The following is a 20129-nucleotide window of genomic DNA, read 5'->3' as shown; positions in this document are numbered from 1 at the left end:
TGCCTTCTGCTCGGCCTTGCGCTTTGCCCTTGATCTGGCCTTCTTCGAGGCCGCGGCCGTAGTGTTCGCGGGCGAAGGGGCTGTAGACGGGCCAGTCGGTGGACGTCATGATCTCCTCCATGAGGCGGGGGGCGGTCATCCCGCGTGCCGCCTCGTATCACGTTCGGCAGGGTGAGTTGCGGTGACGTGGTGACTGGAGAAGGGCCAGGGCCGGGTGGGCTCAGGTGAACAGATCGTCGAGGGTGTGGGCGGTGGCGGCGCGGGTGAGCCAGGTTTCCAGTTGGGCGAGGTCGGTGCAGGAGGTGATCCGGACGCGGGCATCCTCTGGCACATGGAAGCCGCGGGCGGTCAGCACGAGCAGGATCGACTTGGCCCCCTCTTCCGCCTTGCCCTCGATCCTCCCCTCGGCCTTACCCTCAGCTTTGCCTTCTGCTCGGCCTTGCGCTTTGCCCTTAATCTGGCCTTCTTCGAGGCCGCGGCCGTAGTGTTCGCGGGCGAAGGGGCTGTAGACGGGCCAGTCGGTGGACGTCATGATCTCCTCCATGAGGCGCCGGATCTCGGGCGCGGCCATGCTGTAAGCGTATTCATAGTACTTCGGAGCGTGGTCGTTGTCGGTGTCGGCCAGCGCTGTCGTGAACGTTTCGACGACTTTGCGGCTGCGGCCGTGCATCATGACCGACATGGCCGCGAGTTCCAGCTGGGCGGCGGCCTGCCGGGGGTCGGTCAGTACGGGTATGCCGTCCGGTCCCAGGGCGCGGGCCTGGAAGCGGTAACCGGTCAGTCCGGAGTCGATCGGCCGTGCGTAGTGGTCGGCGACTCCCTGTTCGGGGCAGATGACCAGCACGGTGACGTCGCACTTCAGCATCAGCCACAGTGAGGCGGCGTATCGGGCCAGTTGCTGGTGGTCCTTGGATTTGTCCTGCTGGATCTCGACGATGACGCCATGTGCGGGGTTTTGCGGTGGCCCCAGGGTCATGACCAGGTCGGCTTCGATGTCGTCGGAGGGGCGGGTGTTGAAGGTGGTCTTCTCTATCCGGACCAGGGGGGTGTCGGGCAGGTTCACGTCCATGAGATCGCGCAGGATCTCCACCACGAGTGAGGGACGGTCGTTGAACAGCTTGATGAGGGTGTCATGTCGGGGGGACGGCATGATGCTCATTGTCACATGGAGAACACGGAGAGTGGCCTGGAATCACCGAATCTGCTGAGGGGTCTGCGGAGCGCGCGTGATCCCTCGCCGAGGCCGAAGCCGGCAGATCCAACGGGGCGTCAGCAGGAGGCGGCGCGTTCCTCCAGGAGCCGGCGTTCACGGAGGTTGCGGGTCATCGCCGCCGCCCGTTCGAAGTCGGCGCGGGCCTCCTCCCGCCGGCCGAGCTTGAGGAGCAGGTCTCCTCGCACGCTCGGCAGCAGGTGGTAGTGCTGGAGCGAGGGCTCGTCCAGGATCTGGTCCAGGAGCTGCAGGCCCGCCGCGGGGCCGTACGCCATGGACAGGGCCACCGCGCGGTTGAGCTCGACGACGGGGGAGCCGGACAGCCGGGCCAGGGATTCGTAGAGGGCGGCGATGCGCGGCCAGTCGGTGTCCTCCGGGGTGACGGCCCGGGCGTGGCAGGCGGCGATGGCGGCCTGGAGGGTGTACGGGCCCGGCGTGGTGCTCAGGGTCTCGGCCTGGTCGAGGGCGGCGAGGCCGCGGCGGATGAGGAGGCGGTCCCAGCGGGCGCGGTTCTGCTCCAGGAGGAGGATGGGCTCGCCGGACGGGCCGACGCGGGCGGCGGAGCGGGAGGCGTGCAGCTCCATGAGGGCGACCAGGCCGTGGACCTCGGGTTCTCCGGGCATCAGCCCGGCCAGGACGCGGCCCAGCCGCAGGGCGTCCTCGCACAGGCCGGGCCGCATCCAGTCGTCGCCGGCGGTCGCCGAGTAGCCCTCGTTGAAGACCAGGTAGATGACCTCCAGGACGGCTGCGAGGCGGGCCGGGAGCTCCGGGGCCTGGGGGACCTCGAAGGGGATGCCCTTGTCGGCCAGGGTGCGCTTGGCGCGGACGATCCGCTGCGCGACCGTCGGCTCCGGGACGAGGAACGCCCGCGCGATCTCGTCCGTGGTCAGGCCGCCGAGCACACGCAGCGTCAGGGCCACCCGCGCCTCCATGGACAGCGCCGGGTGGCAGGCCGTGAACACCAGCCGCAGCAGGTCGTCCTCGATCTCGTCCACCTCGGGGAGCTCCTCCTCGGTGCCGAGGCGGTGGCCGAGCTCGACGAGGTTGCGCTCGAGGCGCTCGTTCCTGCGGATCAGGTCGACGGCGCGGCGCTTGGCCACGGTCATCAGCCAGGCGCCCGGGTTGCGCGGCACGCCGTCGTGCGGCCACTGCTCCAGTGCGGCGACCAGGGCGTCCTGCGCCAGTTCCTCGGCCAGGCCGACGTCGCGCACGTACCGGGCGAGCCCGGCGATGAGCCGGGCCGCTTCGATGCGCCACACGGCCTCGATCGCCCGATGGCTGGCCTGCGTCTCGGCATGGGGGTCGGAAGCCGTCATCGGCCCATGAGAACAGCGCGGAGCCTCCGATGGCAAACCCGACCGCGCGGGAGCGGTCAGGCGTCGTCGACGCCGAGGCGCTCGCGCAGTGCCTTCTCGCGCTCCTGCTCCTCCGCCGGCAGCGAGTCGTCCGGCGCGTCCGAGGCGTCGAACACCCGCCACACGTCGAGCCCGATGCCGTCGTGCCCCGGCGGGACCGGAACCCGCAGGGCCCACTCGAGAGCCTCCTCGCGCGACTTGACCTGGATCAGCCAGAAGCCGGCGATGAGCTCCTTGGCCTCGGCGAACGGCCCGTCGATGACCTTCGCCTTGCCACCGCTGTAGGCGATCTGGGCGCCCTGCGAGCTGGGGTAGAGCCCTTCGGCCGCGAGCAGCACGCCCGCCTTGGCCAGCGACTCGTTGTAGGCGTTCATGTTGTCCACGAGCTCCTGGCTGGGCAGCGCCCCGGCCTCGGTCTCGGCGTTGGCCTTGCCGACGATCATGAATTTCATGGTCCCGTGCCTTCCGTATGGGATGTTCCTCATTCAACGCGTCGAACGGCGGCGTCCGGGATCGACACGTACGGACGGGAAATCATCGTGCTCTCCGCGCTCTTCGTGCCGTGATGCCGTCCGGTGCTGACCATGTGAGCGAGTCCCGGCCGATGCCTCTGATCCCGCCGCCAAGCGAACCCGCGAATCGAATTGGTGTTCACATCTGGCGTCTGGCTCAGGTCCCGCACCGAACCTGAGCCCTCATCGATGCCGACCCGTCACGGTCACGGTCCATCGCCGAGGCGAGTCCCCCTCCAGCCTCAGACCTTGCCTGCCGGTCTTGCCTGAGGACCGGTACGAACAAAGCCCTCCCACGTGCATCCGTGGGACCACAATTCGCGCTCGTCGTTCCGCTCCTCGGCCACCAACAGGTGAAGGCGCTCGACCGTCCTTTCCCGCCCGCCCAGCACCAGGCCTGCCCCAGCGGGCAGGTTCGACGGCGCCGCGTGCCGGGTACTGGTGGCGCTGGACTTCGCAGCAGAGATCGTCGACACGGTCAGCAAGGCCGGCCTCGTCGGCGTTGCAACCCGCCGAAAGATTTTGTGATAGTCGATCCATGAAATCGGCTGATGGTGGGAACCTGCAAGAACTACTCGACGAACAGGTCGTCTACTACCGGGCGATTGCCGAAGAATATGAGCGCCACGCTCTGCCCTTTCCCGGAGCCTCTGAGTTGTCGGCGGCGCTCGATGCGTTCCGGCCGGCCGGCAGCGTGCTCGAACTCGCCTGCGGCCCAGGCAGATGGACCGTCCAACTGCTCCAGCACGCCACCGATGTAACGGCCGTGGACGCGTCTCCGGAAATGCTCGCCATGGCCTCGACGCAGGTGGGCGAGGACGAGCGGGTGCGCTTCGTGTCGGCCGACCTGTTCCGCTGGCAGCCGGACCGTCGTTACGACGTTGTCTTCTTCGGGTTCTGGCTGTCGCACGTTCCGCCCGAATGCTTCGCGTCCTTCTGGTCGCTGGTGGCCGACTGCCTGAAACCGGAGGGGCGGGTGTTCTTCGTCGACGACGGCTACCGCACCGCCGACGAACTCATCGAGGGCGAGCAGTCCGCGACCATACAACGCCGGCTCATGGACGGGACCGCGTACCGGATCGTCAAAGTCTCGCACCGCCCGCTGGACCTCGAACGACAGCTCGAGCAGATCGGATGGCGCATCAAGGTTCACTCGACCTCTGGGCCGTTCTACTGGGGAGCGGGAAACCGGATCTGACCTCAAGGAACTGCCACCTTCGATGGGACAGTTTCGGACCGCGTCTCATTCAACCTCGCTTGCTCGCCCGGCCGTCATCCCGATTCTTCTCAAGAAAGATGTCGGTTCGCTGACCAGGGGTGCCCTGCCTGTCGCAATTCATTGAGATCGGAGAGCCGGAAGGGGCTGGAACTCGCCCGACGGCCGCTCGCCAGTGAGGGCTTTCCAACCTGAAGCCGCAGGTCGAGGCAACGCCGCGTGGGTGGGGCTTGATCGACAAGTAGAAGAGCCCCTGGTACAAGGGTTGTCAACCAAGATCAACCTTCACCACCAGAGGCTCTGTGTTGTTGTTCTACCGCGCCGCGCTGCCCTTGTCATCTCGGACGCTGTCCTATCTGTCCGGCATCCTGCGCCGACACCGCAAGACGATCGGCACGCCCTGGCGCCGCCTCAACCCCGGCCAGCAGGCCCTGCTCGTGCTCGTCCACCTGCGCAAGGGCGAGACCCTGACGGAGGTCGCGGCTGGCTTCGGCATCGGCATCGCGACCACCTGGCGCTACATCCGCGAAGCCGTCACCCTGCTCGCCCGCCGCTCGCCCCGCCTGGACCAGGCGCTACGCGCGGCCAAGCGCGCCGGCTACCCCTATCTGGTGCTGGACGGCACGCTGATTCCCATCGAGGGGGTGGCCGCCGACCGGCCGTACTACTCGGGCAAGCACAAGAAGCACGGCATGAACATCCAGGTCCTGGCAACGCCCGACGGCACTCCCTTGTGGACCTCCGGTTCCCTGCCCGGCTCGGTGCACGACCTCAAGGCCGCTCGCATCTGGGGCATCCTGCGCCGCCTGCAAGCTGCCGACCTGGTCACCCTCGCCGACAAGGGCTACGTCGGCGCAGGTGAGCACGTACGCGTGCCCTACAAGGGCCGCGACAAGCCCGCCTCACAAAAGGCCGCCCACGCCGCCCACGCCAAGCTCCGCGGGCCCGGCGAACGCGCCAACGCCCAGCTGCAATCCTGGCGCATCCTCCGAAAACTCCGCAGCTGCCCACTCCTTGCAGGTCAGCTCGTCAAAGCAATCCTCGTTCTTCAACTCCGCGAAGCGGGATGAAAACCCTCAGTGAGGGCGCATCCCAATTCGTCCCTGGCCGGTAGGGTAGATGCGCAAAATCCGCGTTTCGCTGGTGCTGGGCCAGCTCAACGTGGTGCAGGCGGCGTTGAGCCTGCTCTCACCCAGGCGTGCAGTGGGACGTGATCAGACCACGTGCTCCGGGCGTAATCGACGAAGCATTTCCGTACGCGGCCCTCGCCGGCGAACACGTAATCAATCTTCCGCTTGCGGGTCACGTAGGTCCAGCGCCGGCGCGGGTCGCATTCGTCGCGGCCCTTGTAGGCCGCGGCGGCGTCGCGCGGCACAAGGTTGAGGTCGCCGCCGATCACACCTCGGCCGAGCTTGAACAGCTCGCGCAACTGGATGTGCCGGTAGGGCCTGCCCTTCTGCCTGTCGTCGTAGCTCGATCCCGACGAGAAGTGCGCGGTGCAGAACGCCCGGTCGGCCGTGCAGACGGCGTACCTGCGGGCTCCCCACGGCGGCGAGGTCAGCGCGTGCACGACGAGGCCGGTGTCCGCTCCGGCCACGGCCAGGGTGACGCTCAGCACCCCACGCGGCCTGCCGTTTCTGTCGGGCAGGCACTGGTACGGGGAACCGTCCGAGTACATCAGCCCAGCCGACCGGACGCTCCAATTCCGGCCGGTACGGCGTTCGAGCTGGTGTTCCAGGTCGGCGTCGGCGTCCGTGCAGAACTCCTGAAGGAAGACCACGTCCGCCTCGGTCGCCAGCACTGCCACGTGCCAGGCCAGCTCGGCGTTCGAGCGGCGAAAGAGCGCGCACCCGGCGTTGGTGCCCGCACAGACGTTCCACGTCATCACGTGGAGGAGAGGGGGCTGTGCCTGTACGGACAGGTTCGGGGACAACAGCCCGGCGATCACGAGCTGGCTGATCATCATCACCGAGATGCCTCCACACATGATCCGAGCCGTCAAAAGACAGCTCAACCGGCACATCTGGCAACCAGGAGCCTATCGGTCTTCAAGGGGTCAGACCCGGGCGTACGAGCTGCCGAGAGCCTCTTCTCATGCCAACCCGTCCCGGTTCTCTCCTGCTGAGCAGCCCGATCAGGTTGGAAAAGCCTCAGTGCATTCAAAGTGTGGTGAGTGCCGATTCGATGCCGGGCACGCGCTCGTCCAGCCAGTCCCCGCCGCACTCGAACTCGAACACCAACGCCAGCAGCATGTAGAGCAGCCGGTGGTTTGCCAGGTGCGAGCGCGCGTCGGTCGGATCGCCCGCGGGAAAGTACGCGTCGAGCATCGCACGTTGCAGGCCGGGCTCGCGGAAATCCACTCTGGCCAGGTCCAGCCATGGGCTGGCCGCACCGCAGTCCGCCCAGTCGATGATCCCCTCGATCCGGGACCCGGCCGACAGGACATGCCGCGGATGGAAATCACCGTGCACGTACACGCAGGGCTGATCCCATCGGGTGCCGTCCAGGAGGAGATCCCGACATCGGGCATGGAGCGTCGGGGTCAGGATTCCGGCATCGGCGACAGGGGCCAGCCGGTCCGTCAGGGCCGCGACCTGATCTGCCCATGTTCCCTCATGGGCGTACGGTGGCGCGCCGGACGACTCCTTGAAGAAGCCGGCCCCCTTGACGGGCATGGCGTGCACAGCACACAGCAGCCGTCCTACCTCGGATGCCGCCTGGAGCGTCGCGACCCCCGGCTCACCTGAGACGAGTCGCGTCACCAGGTACGGGACTTCCGCGTCCGGATCCCCGGCGATCACGTCGGGGACCGGGATACCCCTTTCCGACATGGACCGCAGGGCCCAGAGCTCCACCTCGACCTCGCGCTTGCCGGCGGCCTTGAAGACAGCGCGTGCACCGGACTCCAGTGTCACTGCGGCGACCGTGTTGGCCGCAAACCCTGACAGCGGCTCATATCCCGTCACGCGTTGGGACAGAAGGCGCTGGATCAACTCGCCATCGATGCGCCCGGCATCGCTCACGACTACCGGCCTCCCTTCGCGGCCGTCGCTGGTCAGGCCCGTCACTTGATTCTTTTGCAAGCCAGGTCCGAAGGCCGCAAGGTTCGCGCGGGCAACCCCCGACGCACCACTGATCATCTCAAAATCAATATCCGATTCAGGCGTGGTAGTCGCCTTGGCTGATGGTTGAGCGTCGTGAGATCGCTCGCCTGAGATCGTGGAGATCGGTTCCGCCGGTAGGGTGCCGGTTTGCTGCATGAGCCAGACAACAATAACGGTGTCACGGTACAGCGAGTCCTGGTGGTCGGCGGGCCAGGAAGCGGTAAGACCACCACCTTGGCGGGCGCCCTCGCGACTGCGCTTGTGCTGCCTCATCATGATCTCGATCGGCGTGCCCTATGCCTCGCCGACCGACGGGTCCGATGCACCGTTCTGGCAGTCGGTGCGGGTTTCTGAGAAGGGCTCGGGGTCCGCGGGCGGTCGTCGTCACGATGCCCCGTACGAAATCTACGATGTAAAGGCGGTGAGCTGGTCGAGAAACGCTCGGGCCGCTGGACCGCAGTCGTCCAGTGAGGGGACGGCCAGGGCCAGGGAACGGGTGAGCACCGGCTCCAGGGGGCGTGTGACGACGGCGCCCGGGTCGGCGGGCAGGCCGAGCGCGGGGACGATGCTGAGGCCGAGCCCAGCGGCCACCATCTCCAGGATGGCTGCGGGGCCGCTCGCCTCGAAGGCGATGTCGAGCCGGACCCGGGCGGCCAGCGCCGCCCCGACGATCAGCGGGCGGCAGCCGGCGGTGGTCAGGATGAAGGGCCGGCCGGCCAGGTCGGCGAGCGTGATGGCGGGGCGGGCGGCCAGCGGGTGCCCTTCGGGCAGCACGGCCACCATGTCGTGGGTGCTGAGGTGGACGGTGTGCAGGCCGGGCGCGGGGAGGGTGACCACCCCGATCTCGGCGGCGCCGCGCAGCAGCCATTCGCGGATGTCGTCGTCCACGCCTTCGAACAGGCGTACCCGTACCTGCGGGTAGCGGTCGGTGAAGGCGCGCAGGAGGCGGGCGACGAGGGTGCCGGTGGCGCTGGGGAGGCTGGCCAGGCGTAGTTCGCCGGTGATCTGGCCGGCGGCGGCGGCCACGTCGGCGCGGATGAGGTCGAAGTGGCGCAGCGTCTCGCGGGCCCGGGCGAGCGCCGCCCGGCCGGCCTCGGTGAGGGCGATGCCGTCGCGGTGGCGGACGAACAGGGCGGCGCCGAGCTCGCGTTCGAGGGCGGCGACGGCGCGGCTGACGGCCGGCTGGGACATGCCGGTGTGGTCGGCGGCGGCGGTGAAGCCGCCGTGCTCGGCGACCGCGACCAGTACTCTGAGCTGCGCCAATGTCATACCGACATACCCTAGATGGTATTTGACCATGAGGCCGTCAGAACTTCATGGTTATGTCATGCGGAAGACGATCGAGGTCGACGGGCGGGCGACCAGCTATCTGACGGCGGGCGAGCGCGGCCCGGTGGTGTTGCTGCTGCACGGCACGTACTGGAGCCGGGTCTGGGAGCCGGTGATCGACGGGCTGGCGCAGGCGGGGCTGCGGCCGGTGGCGGTGGATTTGCCGGGGCTGGGCCGTTCGGAGGGGGAGCTCACGGCCGCGACGGCGGCGGTTCCGGCGCTGGCGGCGTGGGCCGGGCGCTTCGCGGCGGCGGTGGGCGCGCGGGCGCCGCTGTCGGTGGCGGGGCACGACATCGGCGGCGCGGTCGCGCAGCACCTGATGGTGGCGGGGGAGCCGGAGGTGGGGCGGCTGGCGCTGGTGAACTCGGTCACGTACGACTCGTGGCCGGTGCCGGCGGTGGCCCGCTACCGGGACCCCGCGGTGGTGGCCGCCACGACGGTGGACGAACTGCTGGCGGCCCGCCGTACGGCGGTGACGGCGGCGCTGGCCCGGCCGGCGTCGGAGGAGGAACTGGCCGGCTACCTGGATCCGTGGCGCGACCCGAGGGTGTGCCGGTCGTGGATGGCGCTGGCGGGGGCGGCCGACAGCCGCTACACGATGGACCTGATGCCGGCGCTGAAGGCGGACGAGCGGCCGAAGCTGCTGGTGTGGGGGGAGGACGACCCGTTCCAGGAGGTGCGCCACGCCGAGCGGTTCGCGGCGGAGGTGCCGCGTACGACGCTGGTGCGCGTCCCCGGGGCCGGGCACATCCCGATGGAGAACGACCCGGCCGCCGTCACCAGGGCGCTGGCGGAGTTCTTCCTGGCGTGAGGGCTCGTCGTGGTGCTCAGCCGCGGCGGCAGCGCCGAAAGGCGATGACGGCGACGATCGCGAGCAGCGCCGCGGCGGCCCCCAGTGGGGGAGCGGGGCCGACGGTGAGGAAGAGCGCGGCGCCGGCCAGCCCGCCGAGCAGCATCGCCACGACCGAGACGGCCCGGCGGAAGGCGGCCCGGCCGGGGGCGTCGGCGGCGAGGCCGGTCAGGGTGGTGGTGAGGACGTTGGTGACGAGGTCGGGCACGCCCAGCGCGCGTACGGACGCGTTCTGCAGGCCCATGCCGTAGGCGAGCACGCCGATGAGGGACGCCCTGGGGCCGGTCGCGTCGTGGCCGGCGGCCAGGGCGACGGCCACGGCGGCCACGACGAGGAGCGTGTGGGCCGCGGCGGTGACGGCGAAGGCCAGCCGGGCGTTCCCCATCCGCCTGGCCAGCAGGCCCGCGCTCCACGCCCCGGCCGCGAAGCAGGCCAGCGCCAGCGCCGGGGCCCAGATCATGATCTCCTGGCTGCCGGCCAGGGCGAAGCCGAGGAAGACGATGTTGCCGGTCATGTTGGCGACGAAGACGTGGCCCAGGCCGAGGAAGCTGACCGCGTCCACGAACCCGGTGACCATGGCCAGCAGGATCAGCAGGACGGGCAGGACGCCGTGCGGGTTGCCGCGGGGGAACAGTTCGTCGGCGACCCACCGCAGCCCGGGCTTCACGGGGCGTGCCCCGGGAGGCGGGTGCTCCGGTGGGGCCGGGTGCCGGCTGTCATGGCGGCTCCTTGGTGCGAGGCGGCGGGCGGCTCCTCCCGGGGGTCTTCCCTCGCGAGGCCCACTCATCCGGGCCTCCTCGTGCGGCTCTCCTCGTGCGGCCGTCCTCGTGCGGCCATCGTCATCCGGCCCGCCTCGACCGGACCTGGGACGCGAAGAGCGCGCGCCCCCGATGGGGACGCGCGCTCGCGGGGGCGGAGGGGTCAGCCTGCGTAGTCCGGGTAGCCGTAGCCGACGACCTGGGACTTCGGACGGACGCGCTCCTCGACCTCGCCGTTGCCGGTGTTGCCCTCGATGGTCGAGATCGTGCCGTCGTGGTTGTCCTTCTCGACGAACCCGACGTGGTTGATGTCGTTGAGGTTCTTGCTGCCGCTCCAGGAGAAGAACACGACGGCGCCGGGCTTGGCGACGGAGCCGAAGCGGTGGTTGGCGGCGAACCACTTGGCGTGGGCGACGGTGTAGGCGTCCCAGCCGATCTGCGGGCGGGCGCCGGACTGCTCACCGACCCAGGACACGAACATCGAGCACCAGGCCGCGTTCAGGTAGGCGGCGCGGTTGCCGCCGTCGCGGGCGATGGTCTCGGCGGCCCGCTGGGAGGCGGCGTACCACTTCTGGTACGGGGTGCCGCCGCCGTTGGCGTCCTCGGAGACGCCGACCTGGGACTTGGCGAGGGCCAGGACCTGGTTGGCGGTGACGGCGATCTTGGTCTGCTGCGCTGTCTTGGCGTGGTTGACGGGGGCGTCGGCGGCTGCCGCCGGGGGCTTCTCCGCTGCGGAGGCCGTACCCATGTGGGCGCCGAGGCCGGAGGCGAGGACGGTGGCGCCGAGCACGGCGCGGGCGATGTTGGTCTTGGTAGCACCGGTAAAGCTGAACTTGGCCATCGAGGGGGTTACTCCTTGCTTCCATGCCGCTTACCGGGTTAGCTGACGGGTTCGGGCGTGGAAGCTGCCCTACGGCACCGGAGTGCCGATTCACCCCAAAGGACATGGGTCCCCGGTTCCGCCCGGAGGCGGATTCAGCGGTCACAGGACGGTCCTGTGATGTGACACGCGATGGTCGGACATCGCCCGACAAACCGGACGAATGTCTCAAGAATGCCTCAAACGTAATGCATATGGCAAGAGGCCACAAATCGGTAACGGCCCAGCTAGGCGAGTTGCCCGCGAGCCTCGGCCAGAAGCCCCATCATGCCGAGGGACTCGTCGAGCGGCATGACCGAGCTCTCGGTCCTGCCTTCGGCCGTCGCGGCGCGGACTTCGCGGATCTCCCCGGCGTATCCGTTGTCGGCCGGATCGAGCACGTGCTCCTCCGGCTCCATGGAGGGCCCGGACAGGAGGATCCGCTGCGGAGCCCAGAACGGCGCCGGGATGTCCGCCCGCATCCGGGTACCTACAACACGGGCATCGTTCGGGTAATTCCCCAGCAACGAGGTCTCCACGAGAGCCCGCCTGCCGCCACGGTAGAGCAACACCCCGGCCGCCTCCGCGTCCACGCCGCTGGGCGCCAGGGAGCCGGTAATGCGCAGGTCATCCGGCATGCCCAGGATCAGCTGAGCCAGCCCGAACGGGTAGATCCCGAGGTCGAGCAGGGCTCCGCCGCCCAGCTCGGGAGCCCACAGCCGGTGCGCCGGGTCGTAGGGGTGGGCGAAGCCGAAGGAGGCGTGCACGGAGCGGACGTCGCCGAAGCGCTCGTCGGCCGCGATCTTCCGGATGAGGGGGTTGAACCGCATCCACATGGCCTCCATGAGGAACACGCCCGCCTCGCGCGCCAGCCGTACCATCTTCTCGGCGTCGTCCACGGTGGCGGCCAGCGGCTTCTCGCACAGCACGGCCTTGCCGGCCGCGATGGCGGCCTCGGCCACCTGCAGGTGCTGGGCGTGCGGCGTGGCGACATAGACGGCGTCCACGGCCGGGTCGGCGCACAGTTGCTCGTACGAGCCGTACGCCGACTCCGCGCCCAGCGTGGCGGCCAGCGCCCGAGCCCGGCCTAAGTCCCTGGACCCGACGGCGGCCACCCGCATCCCGGGCTCGGCCGCGATGGCCGCCCCCACCGTCCGCGCGATGCCGCCTGTCGCCGCGATCCCCCACGCAAAATCCCGCACGCGGGAGATCGTAGACGAATCACACCAAGTTGGATGTGGCGGGGTCGGGTCGCACCGAGTTGGCGGTCGGGTCACACCAAGTTGAACGTGGCGGGGTCGGGCCCGATCCGCAGCCCCCTGTTGAGCGCGCCGATGGCGGCCATGTCCTCGGCGTCGAGGATGAAGTCGAACACGTCGATGTTCTCGGCGATCCGCGACGGCGTGACCGACTTGGGGATCACGACGTTGCGGAGCTGCAGGTGCCAGCGGAGCACGATCTGGGCCGGCGTCTTGCCGTACTTGCCGGACAGGACGGCCAGCGCCGGGTCGGAGAGCAGGCCCTTGCCCTGGCCGAGCGGGCTCCAGGCCTCCGTGAGGATGCCGTTGGCCTCGTGGAAGGCGCGCATCTCGTGCTGCTGCAGGTAGGGGTGGAGCTCGATCTGGTTGATCGACGGCACCAGGTCGGTCTCGTCCATCAGCCGGGTCAGATTGTCGATCGTGAAGTTGGAGGTGCCGATGGCCTTGGCCCGCCCGTCACGGTAGATCTTCTCCATCGCCTTCCACGCCCGGACGTACCTGTCCTGCTGCGGCACCGGCCAGTGGATGAGGAAAAGATCTACGTAGTCGAGCCCGAGCCGGGCCAGGCACTCGTCGAAGGCGGCCTCGGCGCGGTCGTGGTCGGCGTTCCACAGCTTGGTGGTGACGAACACCTTCCGGCGCGGCAGCTCCGAGTCGCGCACGGCCTGGCCCACGCCCTCCTCGTTGCCGTACGCGGCGGCCGTGTCGATGTGCCGGTAACCGGCCTTCAGCGCGGTCGAGACGGCCTGCGCGGCGGCGTCGGCGGGCACCTGCCAGACGCCGAAGCCGAGCTGCGGGATCTGCACGCCGTCGGTGTTGAGCATGAGCGAGTTCATGCGGTCCATTGTTCACGTCGCGTTTCTGGCGGCTTAAGGCGGCCGGGCTAGCTTGAAGCGGTCATGAACGGGCCATCACCCGGCTGGGAGGACTTGCGTGGTCGTACAGGCGTCGGCCTGGGTGGAGTCTCCGCTCCAGATGCTGTGCGCCGTCGAGGCACACCACGCGGGCCTGCTCGGTCCCAGGACGGCCGTCGTGCCGCGTGCCGGGCTGCGGCCGCTGAGGGCCACGCGGCGGGAGCTGCGCTCGCTCGGGCTGCCCGGCGGCCTGGAGCTGGCCGAGCCGCGCGAGCGGATGCCCAGGCGCGTGGAGGCCGTCGGTGACGCCTTCTCCGGCCGGGTGCAGCTGCGCTGGCTCACCTCCCGCCCCGGCCGCATCGTGATCGTGGACGACGGGCTGGCCACGCTGCGGCTGCTGGAGCTGCTGGCCGCCGGGCCGTACCGGCCGCTGCTGCGGGCCAGGGCACACCCGGGCAGGCTGCGCGCCGTGCTCGGCCTGGCCGCCGCGCTGCGGCTGCGGCTGAGCGACGTGTCGGTCTTCACCGCCCTGCCCGTCGGCCAGTCCTTGGAGGACGCGGTACGGCGGGCGGGGATCGGCCTGGTACGCCACGACTTCGCCTGGCTGCGGTCCCAGCCGCCCAGCGCGGAGGGCCCCGCCGAGCGCACGGTCGTTCTCGGCACCTCGCTCGTCAGGAACGGCCTGGTGCACCGCGACCGCTACCTGCGCTGGCTGATGGACCTGGCGGCGCGGGAGCCCCTGGCGTACTACCCGCACCGCCGCGAGGACCCCGTCGACGTGGCGCTGATCAGGGAACGCCCGGGGATCACCGTGCACGACGCCGGCGCGCCCGCCGAGCTGACCCTGCGCGGCCTGGACCCTGGCCAGCGCGTGCTCAGCCTGCCCTCGACCGCGATCACCTCGCTGCGGGTGCTGCTCGGCCCGCGCGGCGTCGCCGTCGAGCCCGTGGAGGTGCCCGACGACTGGTGGACCAGCAGGGCGGCGCCCGCCCTTCGCTCGCATCTCACAGGAGTGTCCGGTTGAAAGTGTTGGCGGTCGCCGACTCCGACTCGTACCTGAAGTGGGCGGCCTGCCTGCTCGCCGACCTGCCCGCCGGCAGCGCGGCCGAGCTGGTGGTGGTCCGCACCCCGATCGCGCCGTCACCCGCGCAGATCGCCGCCGCCGTCCGGGACGGGATCGCGGCCCCGCCGCCGGTGCTGTCGGCGCGTTCCGTGCGGCGGCTGGCCGAGCGCACCCGGCCTGACGTGGTGCTGGTGGCCTGCACGGGGCCGGTCGTGGACGTGCTGGTGGCCGACGTGCTCGCGGAGCTGCGGCCGCGCCCGGTGTTCGTCAGCGGGCTGCCGGGCATCTCGGTGCCGGCGACGGAGAAGGCGTGGGTGTTCCGCAGCGGGTGCGACCTGTTCGTGGTGCACAGCGAGCGGGAGGTGGCCGAGTTCTCGCGGATCGCCGCCGGGCTCGGCGGGGGAGGAGCGGTGGGCCTGGCCAGGCTGCCGTTCCTGCGCTCCGGCGCGGCCGCCGCGGGCGGGAACCGGGTCGTGTTCGCCACCCAGGCCAAGGTGCCGCGCCACCGGGAGGAGCGCGAGCGGATCCTGCTGGCGCTGGCCGAGCTGGCCCGGCTCCGTCCCGAGCTGGACGTGGTCGTCAAGCTGCGCGCGCTGGAGGACGAACGGCAGACGCACCGGGAGCGCCACCACTACCAGCGGCTGTGGCGGGAGCTGGGCGAGCCGGGGCGGCTGTCCTTCGAGGCGGGCTCCATGCACGACCAGCTTTCGCGGGCCGCCGGTTTCGTCACGGTGAGCTCGACGGCGGCGCTGGAGGCGATCGCGCTGGGCGTGCCGTCGCTGGTGCTGTCCGACTTCGGGGTGAGCGCCGAGATGATCAACCTGGTGTTCGAGGGGAGCGGGCTGCTGGGCACGCTCGACGACCTGGCCAAGGCGGACTTCCGGGCGGCCTCGGCGCCGTGGTGCGCCGCCAACTACTTCCAGCCTCCGGAGCGCAACGACTGGACGCGGCTGCTGGCGGAGCTGGTGTCGGGCGCCCGGGTGCCCGCCGTCTCGCTGCTGGACGGCCCCGAGCACGCGGCGGCCCGGCGGCGGGCCCGGCTGCGGGTGGAGATCCACCCGTCCATGCTGCGCGCCGGCTACCGCGCCAAGCGCCGGGTGCGCCGCTACCTCAAACCGTTCCTCATCAGTGAGTAGGAGTGAGTCTTGGACTCACTGCCCGACACCGCGCGCATCCCGAACGGTTTTGGATGCGCTGGTCGCCCGCGTTCCTTGTTGTGTCCCTGACCGGGCCGGTGGCTCTTGACCACGGTCCGTGACGGGGCGGCGGGTTCCCTCACGCCCCAGGGCAACCGAGCCGGCCTGGACGGTCCGATGCCCCGCACCATCGCTCTGGTGGTGCGGGGGCGGTGTCGTCCGTCGCCGGATCGGGTGCCCTTGGGCGCGCCTGCCGATCGCGATGCTCGCGGCATCGTGACGGGTGGTCTTGCGAGTCTTTGAGGTGAGGGGCTTTTGCCAGTGCTGGGCCCCCCACGTGCTGGTGTAGGCCGGATCGACGGCGATGATCGCGATGCCGGTGGCGTCGGCCATCGAGGTGAGCCGGGCACGAAGTACGCCGGTGGGCATGCCGGAGACGAGCTGCCGGAAACGGCGCTTGCGGCCGTGTTTCTCGCGGGTCTTCTCGGCGGTGAAGTCCAGGTCCTCAACCGCGACGGCGCGCACGCCGCAGGTTTTGGCCCAGTTCAGCAGCTGGGACAGGGCATGGCGGACCTGGGCGTCACGATGATCGGCCGACCCGGACAGGTCATAGGAGAAGCGGCGGGGCTGCCCGACCGGGTTTCCGTGAGTATCGAGTCGCCAGGCGGCGAGGTGGTCGGCGTTGGTGTCCACGCCGATCACGCCGTGCGCCAGAGCCGTCTCCATCGAGATGGTCTGGGTGATCGGGAATGTCCAGCAGGCGTCCACGTACCAGCGCCCGCGGGTCACGTCCAGGTGGATGCGGTAGGCGACAGCCCGGTTGGCTTCCACCCGGTCGGCCCACTCCTGCCCCCGGTGCGCGAAGGAGACCTTCGCCGCCAGCCTGTACCGGCCGTGCTTGGCGTTGGCCAGCCCGGCCAGAGGTGCAGGCAGCTTGATGCTGATCTCGCCGTCAGGCGTGATCCTGATCGTCTCGTTGCCGTACCGCTTTCCGGACTCGCCGTCAGCGGCGAGGAACCAGCGCGCCGTTTCCCAGCGCTTGCGCCACTCGGGCTCGGACAGCTGTGCGGCGTCGAGGTTGTGGCGGGTGCCCAGCAGGCGCTTACCGCCCCGTGCTACGTGCACGACACCGTTGTCACGGTCGGCCCGCACGGCGGCGAGCCGGTCTCGCAGGACATGCAGGCGGCGCATCTTGCAGAACCACTCGTGTGCCGAGCGGTAGCCGCCCGGGGCGCGCTTGATGCCCTTGTCCCCGACCGGAAGGGAAAGGCGGTGCGCGATGGTCTTGATCCCGGCTTCCAGGGACTGCAGGTGTGCGGCCTGCCCGCGCCGGGCCAGCGCCCACTGATCATGCGTGGCCTTCGTGATCGAACCGGCCCACCGCGACGAGGAGTCGGCGGTCAACTCCCGCTTGCGGGCCGCCCACGACTCGGTGGAATGCTCCAGGCCATCGGCGCACCGCGCCTTGAGATCCTTCGAGGCGAGCGAGCCGAGGTGCGCGCCGACCCGGGCCAGCACCTTCTCATCCTCGGGTGTCAAACCCTTGAGGCGGTCGCGTATCGACACACCGGACGGCCCGAGGGCGACGAAAGCGGGGTCGATGGTACGGAGCTTCTTCGTCGGCTTCTTCGCCGGCTCAGCCATCGCCGGCCGCCGCTTGCAGTGCCTTCTTCGCCCGGTTCTTCGCCGACCGGCGGCCGTACAGGCGGGCGCAGAACGAGGTCAGTATCTCGATCATGTCGCGTACGAGATCGTCTTCGACTTCGCCGTCCTCCAGGACGACCAGACGGCGGCCGGTCGCGGACAGTGCGGCTTCGACCAGTTCCACGTTCATGCGGCCGAGGCGGTCCTTGCGCTCCACCACGACAGCGGTCACGTCCGGATCGGCAAGCAGCCGCTTCGCCTTCACCCGGCCGCCGTTCATCCCAGAGGCGATCTCGGACTCGATCCGCACCACCCGGTGCCCGGCCTTGGCCGCCCACTCCGACAGGCGGGCGACCTGACGCTCAAGATCAGACTCCTGGTCATGCGACGACACGCGGGCATACAAACCCACACCGCCCGTCACCGACGGCGAGGAGTTCGCCTCGATGTTCACCAGGATCGTGCGCGGCCCGACCCGCTCAGCCGGGACCGGAAGAGTGCCCTCACGGAACCAGCGATACGCGGTATGCGGGTGCACACCGTTCGCTATCGCCCATTCCTTGAGGTTCATGCAGTGACCATAACACCAACTCAAAGGCTGCAATGCACACTTGAATTCACTCAACCGTTAGCAGTTCCGAACCCCTCCGCTGACCTCCCGCCGGGCCCTCCGCCGCCCCGGCGGCGCGGGGGTCAGCGGGAGGAGCGGAGCTTACGGCGGAGGCGGGTGAGGGCCGTCGGGCGGGACGCCGGCGGCTGCTCCAGGCCGAGGGCCTCCAGGCGCCTGCGCTTGAAGTAGCGCGGGTCGAAGTCGAAGCCCTCGGGACGCAACCCCGGGTAGGCGTCGGCCTGCATGCAGTAGCCGACGGCGCGCACCAGGGCGGGCAGGTCCACCGGGGGAGGCGGGTCGATCGGGCCGGGCGCCGAAAGCCGGGGCAGCAGCGCGTCCACGATGGTGGCCGGGATCCGGTTGCTGTTCTCGTAGGGGGTCAGCCGTTCGAGCACCAGAGACGTCCCGTACGAGGCCACCTGCAGCCCGAAGTGGCGCCGCGCCGTGACCAGCCCCGTCGAGAAGCAGCCCACGACCAGCTCGGGCCGCAGCGCCGCGAAGCACACCTCGGCCGGCACGTCGTCGGGCGCCACCGACAGCCGCACGCCCAGGGGTGCGGCGGCCGAGCGCAGGAGCCGGGCGTGCCGCCGCCCGGCGGCCGGGTGCGGCTTGAAGACGACATCGGTGTGGCCGCGGGCGGCGAGCGCGGCGAGCATCGTCTCGTGCAGCGCCGCCTCCTCCTCGGGCGTGACGATGTCGAGCGCCGACAGGTACTGGCCGAGGATCATCGCCTGGCCGGACGGCAGGGCGGGCGCGGTGGCGGCGACCTCGTCGACGATCCGCAGGAAGCGCTCGTCCGGCAGGACCGCCGCCTCGACGCCGTACTCGCTGAGCAGCAGCGGCGTCAATCCCGGCACCAGGTCCAGGTGGAGCAGGCGTTGGACGCGGCGGAAGATCTCGGCGGGGAGCGGGTCGCGGGTGGGGCCGTAGCTCATGAGGCCGTCGGAGTAGACGGTGATCGGGCAGTCGCGGACGAGCCCGGCGATCGTCCTGGCGGGCGCGACCGCGATCGACTCCAGCACCAGCTCCTCCACCTCGTCCAGCCCCCAGTGGGAGCGGATGAGGCGCTCCATCATGGGCACCTCGATGACGCGGGCCCGCCAGTCGGAGGGGTGGAGCGGGGCGATGAGCTCGTTCCAGGAGCGCACCTGGTCGAAGCGGGAGCGCAGGGCGGCGAAGCCGGGCGTCTCGTCGAGCGGGGTGGCGACCTCGGGGACGGCGGCGTTGCTGGACACGACGAGCAGGCGCGGGCCATCGCCGAACCGGCCGTCGTCGATGGCGGCGGCCAGCGACATCGCGCCGAACAGCGTCGAGGCGTAGAAGACCTTCACGGCGACTCCTCCTGGGCGCGGCGTAAGCGGACGTGCGGGCCGGGCGCCCGGCCCGCCGGCGGTTCCGGCACGAAGTCCCGTCCGGGCGGCGGCTCCGGCAGGAGGTCGGGAACCAGGGCTCGCAGGGCGGCCGCGCGCTCGGCGGACATCTGGGCCGCGGCCTCGCGCACCAGCTCGACGGGCAGGTCGCGCACCATCGCCGCGCCGCGCCCGGCGAAGCGGGCCCGCAGCTCCGGCGTGAACCGGCCGGCGATCTCCAGGTGGTGGCCGAGCAGCGCGCAGAAGTTGCGCACCGCCTTGGGCAGGAACTCCGGCTCCAGATCCTTGAAGACCAGGCCGAACGCGTCGAAGAAGTGCAACTGGCGCTCGTCGCCCACCTGCGTCAGCGAGCCGGCCACCAGGCGCCGGTAGAAGACGCCGGCCAGCGACACCACCGCGAACGTGGCCGCCTCCCTGTGCAGGCGCCAGATCCACGGCCGGTCCTCGGCGGTGTGCAGGGAGCCGGGGAAGCGCAGCAGGTCGCCCAGGGAGCGCCGGTAGATCCCGGCCCACGCGTACGGGTAGTCGACCATGGTCCGCACACCGGCGGGCAGGATCGCCTCGCGTGGATCGTGCACCGTGCCGCGCCGCGCCGACGGGGCACGGTGCACGACCCGCTTGCGGCCCTCGGCCTGCACGTGGTCGGCGCGGACGAAGTCGCAGCCGAGCCCGTCGATGGCCTCGACGAGCCGTGCCAGGTAGCCGGGGGCGAGCCAGTCGTCGCCGTCCATGAACGTCACGTACCGCCCCGAGGCGGCCGACAGGCCGGCGTTGCGGGCGTCGGCCAGCCCCAGGGGCGCCGGGTTGCGCAGGACGGCGAGTCCGGGCAGGTCGGGGGCGAAGTCCTCGGCGATGGCGCCGGTGGCGTCCACGGACCCGTCGTCCACGACGATGAACTCGAAGTCGTGCCGGGCGTTGCGGCACAGCGAGGTGAGCGCGTCGGCGATGAAGCGCTCGCCGTCGCGCACCGGCACGACGACCGAGAGTGTGATCAAGGGGG

At 70.4% G+C, this 20129-nt stretch carries 19 protein-coding genes and 1 riboswitch; of the genes, 5 read left to right on the top strand and 14 right to left on the bottom strand.

Features of this window, described 5'->3' with window-relative positions:
• Positions 1–220: 220 nt before the first annotated feature.
• The 3 genes from FH608_RS49900 to FH608_RS49890 form a co-directional block, all read right to left on the bottom strand.
• Entirely contained in the window at positions 221–1159 is a 939-nt protein-coding gene (locus FH608_RS49900; RefSeq protein ID WP_226900652.1) for an RpnC/YadD family protein, read from the bottom strand.
• A 110-nt stretch (positions 1160–1269) separates the two neighbouring features.
• On the bottom strand, positions 1270–2526 hold the full coding sequence (locus FH608_RS49895; RefSeq protein WP_139638248.1) for an RNA polymerase sigma factor: 1257 nt from the start codon (positions 2524–2526) through the stop codon (positions 1270–1272).
• 56 nt (positions 2527–2582) lie between these two features.
• Positions 2583–3008 (bottom strand): YciI family protein, encoded by a 426-nt coding sequence (locus tag FH608_RS49890; RefSeq protein WP_226900650.1) that lies wholly within the window; start codon positions 3006–3008, stop codon positions 2583–2585.
• Positions 3009–3615: 607 nt separating this feature from the next.
• Between FH608_RS49890 and FH608_RS49885 the strand changes: the two genes are divergently transcribed.
• Positions 3616–4275 carry a class I SAM-dependent methyltransferase gene (locus FH608_RS49885; protein WP_139638246.1) on the top strand — a complete coding sequence of 220 codons (660 nt, stop codon included), beginning with the start codon at positions 3616–3618 and terminating at the stop codon, positions 4273–4275.
• A gap of 323 nt (positions 4276–4598) precedes the next feature.
• Positions 4599–5363, top strand: coding sequence for a transposase family protein (locus FH608_RS49880; protein WP_139638253.1), 765 nt, complete (start codon positions 4599–4601; stop codon positions 5361–5363).
• Between the two features lie 86 nt (positions 5364–5449).
• Here the strand turns inward: FH608_RS49880 and FH608_RS49875 are convergent, their stop codons facing one another.
• The 3 genes from FH608_RS49875 to FH608_RS49865 all read right to left on the bottom strand — a co-directional run bounded on the left by FH608_RS49875 (position 5450) and on the right by FH608_RS49865 (position 8666).
• Complete coding sequence (locus FH608_RS49875) at positions 5450–6259, bottom strand: endonuclease/exonuclease/phosphatase family protein (RefSeq protein ID WP_226900657.1); 810 nt, start codon at positions 6257–6259, stop codon at positions 5450–5452.
• A 193-nt stretch (positions 6260–6452) separates the two neighbouring features.
• Positions 6453–7673, bottom strand: coding sequence for a phosphotransferase family protein (locus tag FH608_RS49870; RefSeq protein ID WP_139638244.1), 1221 nt, complete (start codon positions 7671–7673; stop codon positions 6453–6455).
• Positions 7674–7802: 129 nt separating this feature from the next.
• On the bottom strand, positions 7803–8666 hold the full coding sequence (locus FH608_RS49865; protein ID WP_139638243.1) for a LysR family transcriptional regulator: 864 nt from the start codon (positions 8664–8666) through the stop codon (positions 7803–7805).
• 58 nt (positions 8667–8724) lie between these two features.
• Between FH608_RS49865 and FH608_RS49860 the strand changes: the two genes are divergently transcribed.
• The gene (locus FH608_RS49860) at positions 8725–9537 is read left to right on the top strand and encodes an alpha/beta fold hydrolase (RefSeq protein WP_139638242.1); all 813 of its coding nucleotides are present in this window, start codon (positions 8725–8727) and stop codon (positions 9535–9537) included.
• A 16-nt stretch (positions 9538–9553) separates the two neighbouring features.
• Here FH608_RS49860 and FH608_RS49855 read toward each other — a convergent pair whose 3' ends face one another.
• The 4 genes from FH608_RS49855 to FH608_RS49840 form a co-directional block, all read right to left on the bottom strand.
• Entirely contained in the window at positions 9554–10243 is a 690-nt protein-coding gene (locus tag FH608_RS49855) for a YoaK family protein (RefSeq protein WP_226900648.1), read from the bottom strand.
• A 254-nt stretch (positions 10244–10497) separates the two neighbouring features.
• Positions 10498–11175: a CHAP domain-containing protein gene (locus FH608_RS49850; protein WP_139638240.1), complete on the bottom strand. Its 678-nt coding sequence runs from the start codon at positions 11173–11175 to the stop codon at positions 10498–10500.
• 12 nt (positions 11176–11187) lie between these two features.
• Positions 11188–11325, bottom strand: a riboswitch (cyclic di-AMP (ydaO/yuaA leader).
• A 116-nt stretch (positions 11326–11441) separates the two neighbouring features.
• A complete protein-coding gene (locus FH608_RS49845; RefSeq protein WP_226900646.1) occupies positions 11442–12395 on the bottom strand; it encodes a Gfo/Idh/MocA family protein in 954 nt (317 codons plus the stop codon).
• Between the two features lie 71 nt (positions 12396–12466).
• Positions 12467–13288 carry an aldo/keto reductase gene (locus tag FH608_RS49840; RefSeq protein ID WP_226900644.1) on the bottom strand — a complete coding sequence of 274 codons (822 nt, stop codon included), beginning with the start codon at positions 13286–13288 and terminating at the stop codon, positions 12467–12469.
• A 97-nt stretch (positions 13289–13385) separates the two neighbouring features.
• Between FH608_RS49840 and FH608_RS49835 the strand changes: the two genes are divergently transcribed.
• A complete protein-coding gene (locus FH608_RS49835) occupies positions 13386–14330 on the top strand; it encodes a hypothetical protein (RefSeq protein WP_139638238.1) in 945 nt (314 codons plus the stop codon).
• 2 nt (positions 14331–14332) lie between these two features.
• Entirely contained in the window at positions 14333–15505 is a 1173-nt protein-coding gene (locus tag FH608_RS49830; protein WP_226900654.1) for a DUF6716 putative glycosyltransferase, read from the top strand.
• Between the two features lie 15 nt (positions 15506–15520).
• Here the strand turns inward: FH608_RS49830 and FH608_RS49825 are convergent, their stop codons facing one another.
• From FH608_RS49825 to FH608_RS49810, 4 genes are all read right to left on the bottom strand, one after another.
• A complete protein-coding gene (locus tag FH608_RS49825; RefSeq protein ID WP_139638236.1) occupies positions 15521–17149 on the bottom strand; it encodes a transposase in 1629 nt (542 codons plus the stop codon).
• Positions 17142–17720 carry an IS607 family transposase gene (locus tag FH608_RS49820; protein WP_139638235.1) on the bottom strand — a complete coding sequence of 193 codons (579 nt, stop codon included), beginning with the start codon at positions 17718–17720 and terminating at the stop codon, positions 17142–17144. The genes FH608_RS49825 and FH608_RS49820 overlap by 8 nt, the downstream gene beginning before the upstream one ends.
• Positions 17721–17842: 122 nt before the next feature.
• Positions 17843–19090, bottom strand: a complete 1248-nt coding sequence (locus FH608_RS49815) for a polysialyltransferase family glycosyltransferase (RefSeq protein ID WP_139638234.1) — start codon at positions 19088–19090, stop codon at positions 17843–17845.
• Positions 19087–20124, bottom strand: a complete 1038-nt coding sequence (locus FH608_RS49810; RefSeq protein ID WP_139638233.1) for a glycosyltransferase family 2 protein — start codon at positions 20122–20124, stop codon at positions 19087–19089. The genes FH608_RS49815 and FH608_RS49810 overlap by 4 nt, the downstream gene beginning before the upstream one ends.
• Positions 20125–20129: the final 5 nt, after the last annotated feature.

The sequence above is a fragment of the Nonomuraea phyllanthi genome, assembly GCF_006334985.2.
Classification (GTDB): Bacteria; Actinomycetota; Actinomycetes; order Streptosporangiales; family Streptosporangiaceae; genus Nonomuraea; species Nonomuraea phyllanthi.
The sequence above is the reverse complement of the archived record's forward strand: the minus strand, read 5'-3'. Positions and strand labels throughout refer to the sequence as shown.

What these genes read in the sequence shown, in the direction of transcription:
- FH608_RS49900 (WP_226900652.1), bottom strand. Translation starts at nt 1,159, where the DNA reads ATGAGCATCATGCCGTCCCCCCGACATGACACCCTCATCAAGCTGTTC.
- FH608_RS49895 (WP_139638248.1), bottom strand. Translation starts at nt 2,526, where the DNA reads ATGACGGCTTCCGACCCCCATGCCGAGACGCAGGCCAGCCATCGGGCG.
- FH608_RS49890 (WP_226900650.1), bottom strand. Translation starts at nt 3,008, where the DNA reads ATGATCGTCGGCAAGGCCAACGCCGAGACCGAGGCCGGGGCGCTGCCC.
- FH608_RS49885 (WP_139638246.1), top strand. Translation starts at nt 3,616, where the DNA reads ATGAAATCGGCTGATGGTGGGAACCTGCAAGAACTACTCGACGAACAG.
- FH608_RS49875 (WP_226900657.1), bottom strand. Translation starts at nt 6,259, where the DNA reads ATGATGATCAGCCAGCTCGTGATCGCCGGGCTGTTGTCCCCGAACCTG.
- FH608_RS49870 (WP_139638244.1), bottom strand. Translation starts at nt 7,673, where the DNA reads ATGATGAGGCAGCACAAGCGCAGTCGCGAGGGCGCCCGCCAAGGTGGT.
- FH608_RS49865 (WP_139638243.1), bottom strand. Translation starts at nt 8,666, where the DNA reads ATGACATTGGCGCAGCTCAGAGTACTGGTCGCGGTCGCCGAGCACGGC.
- FH608_RS49860 (WP_139638242.1), top strand. Translation starts at nt 8,725, where the DNA reads ATGCGGAAGACGATCGAGGTCGACGGGCGGGCGACCAGCTATCTGACG.
- FH608_RS49850 (WP_139638240.1), bottom strand. Translation starts at nt 11,175, where the DNA reads ATGGCCAAGTTCAGCTTTACCGGTGCTACCAAGACCAACATCGCCCGC.
- FH608_RS49840 (WP_226900644.1), bottom strand. Translation starts at nt 13,288, where the DNA reads ATGAACTCGCTCATGCTCAACACCGACGGCGTGCAGATCCCGCAGCTC.
- FH608_RS49825 (WP_139638236.1), bottom strand. Translation starts at nt 17,149, where the DNA reads ATGGCTGAGCCGGCGAAGAAGCCGACGAAGAAGCTCCGTACCATCGAC.
- FH608_RS49820 (WP_139638235.1), bottom strand. Translation starts at nt 17,720, where the DNA reads ATGAACCTCAAGGAATGGGCGATAGCGAACGGTGTGCACCCGCATACC.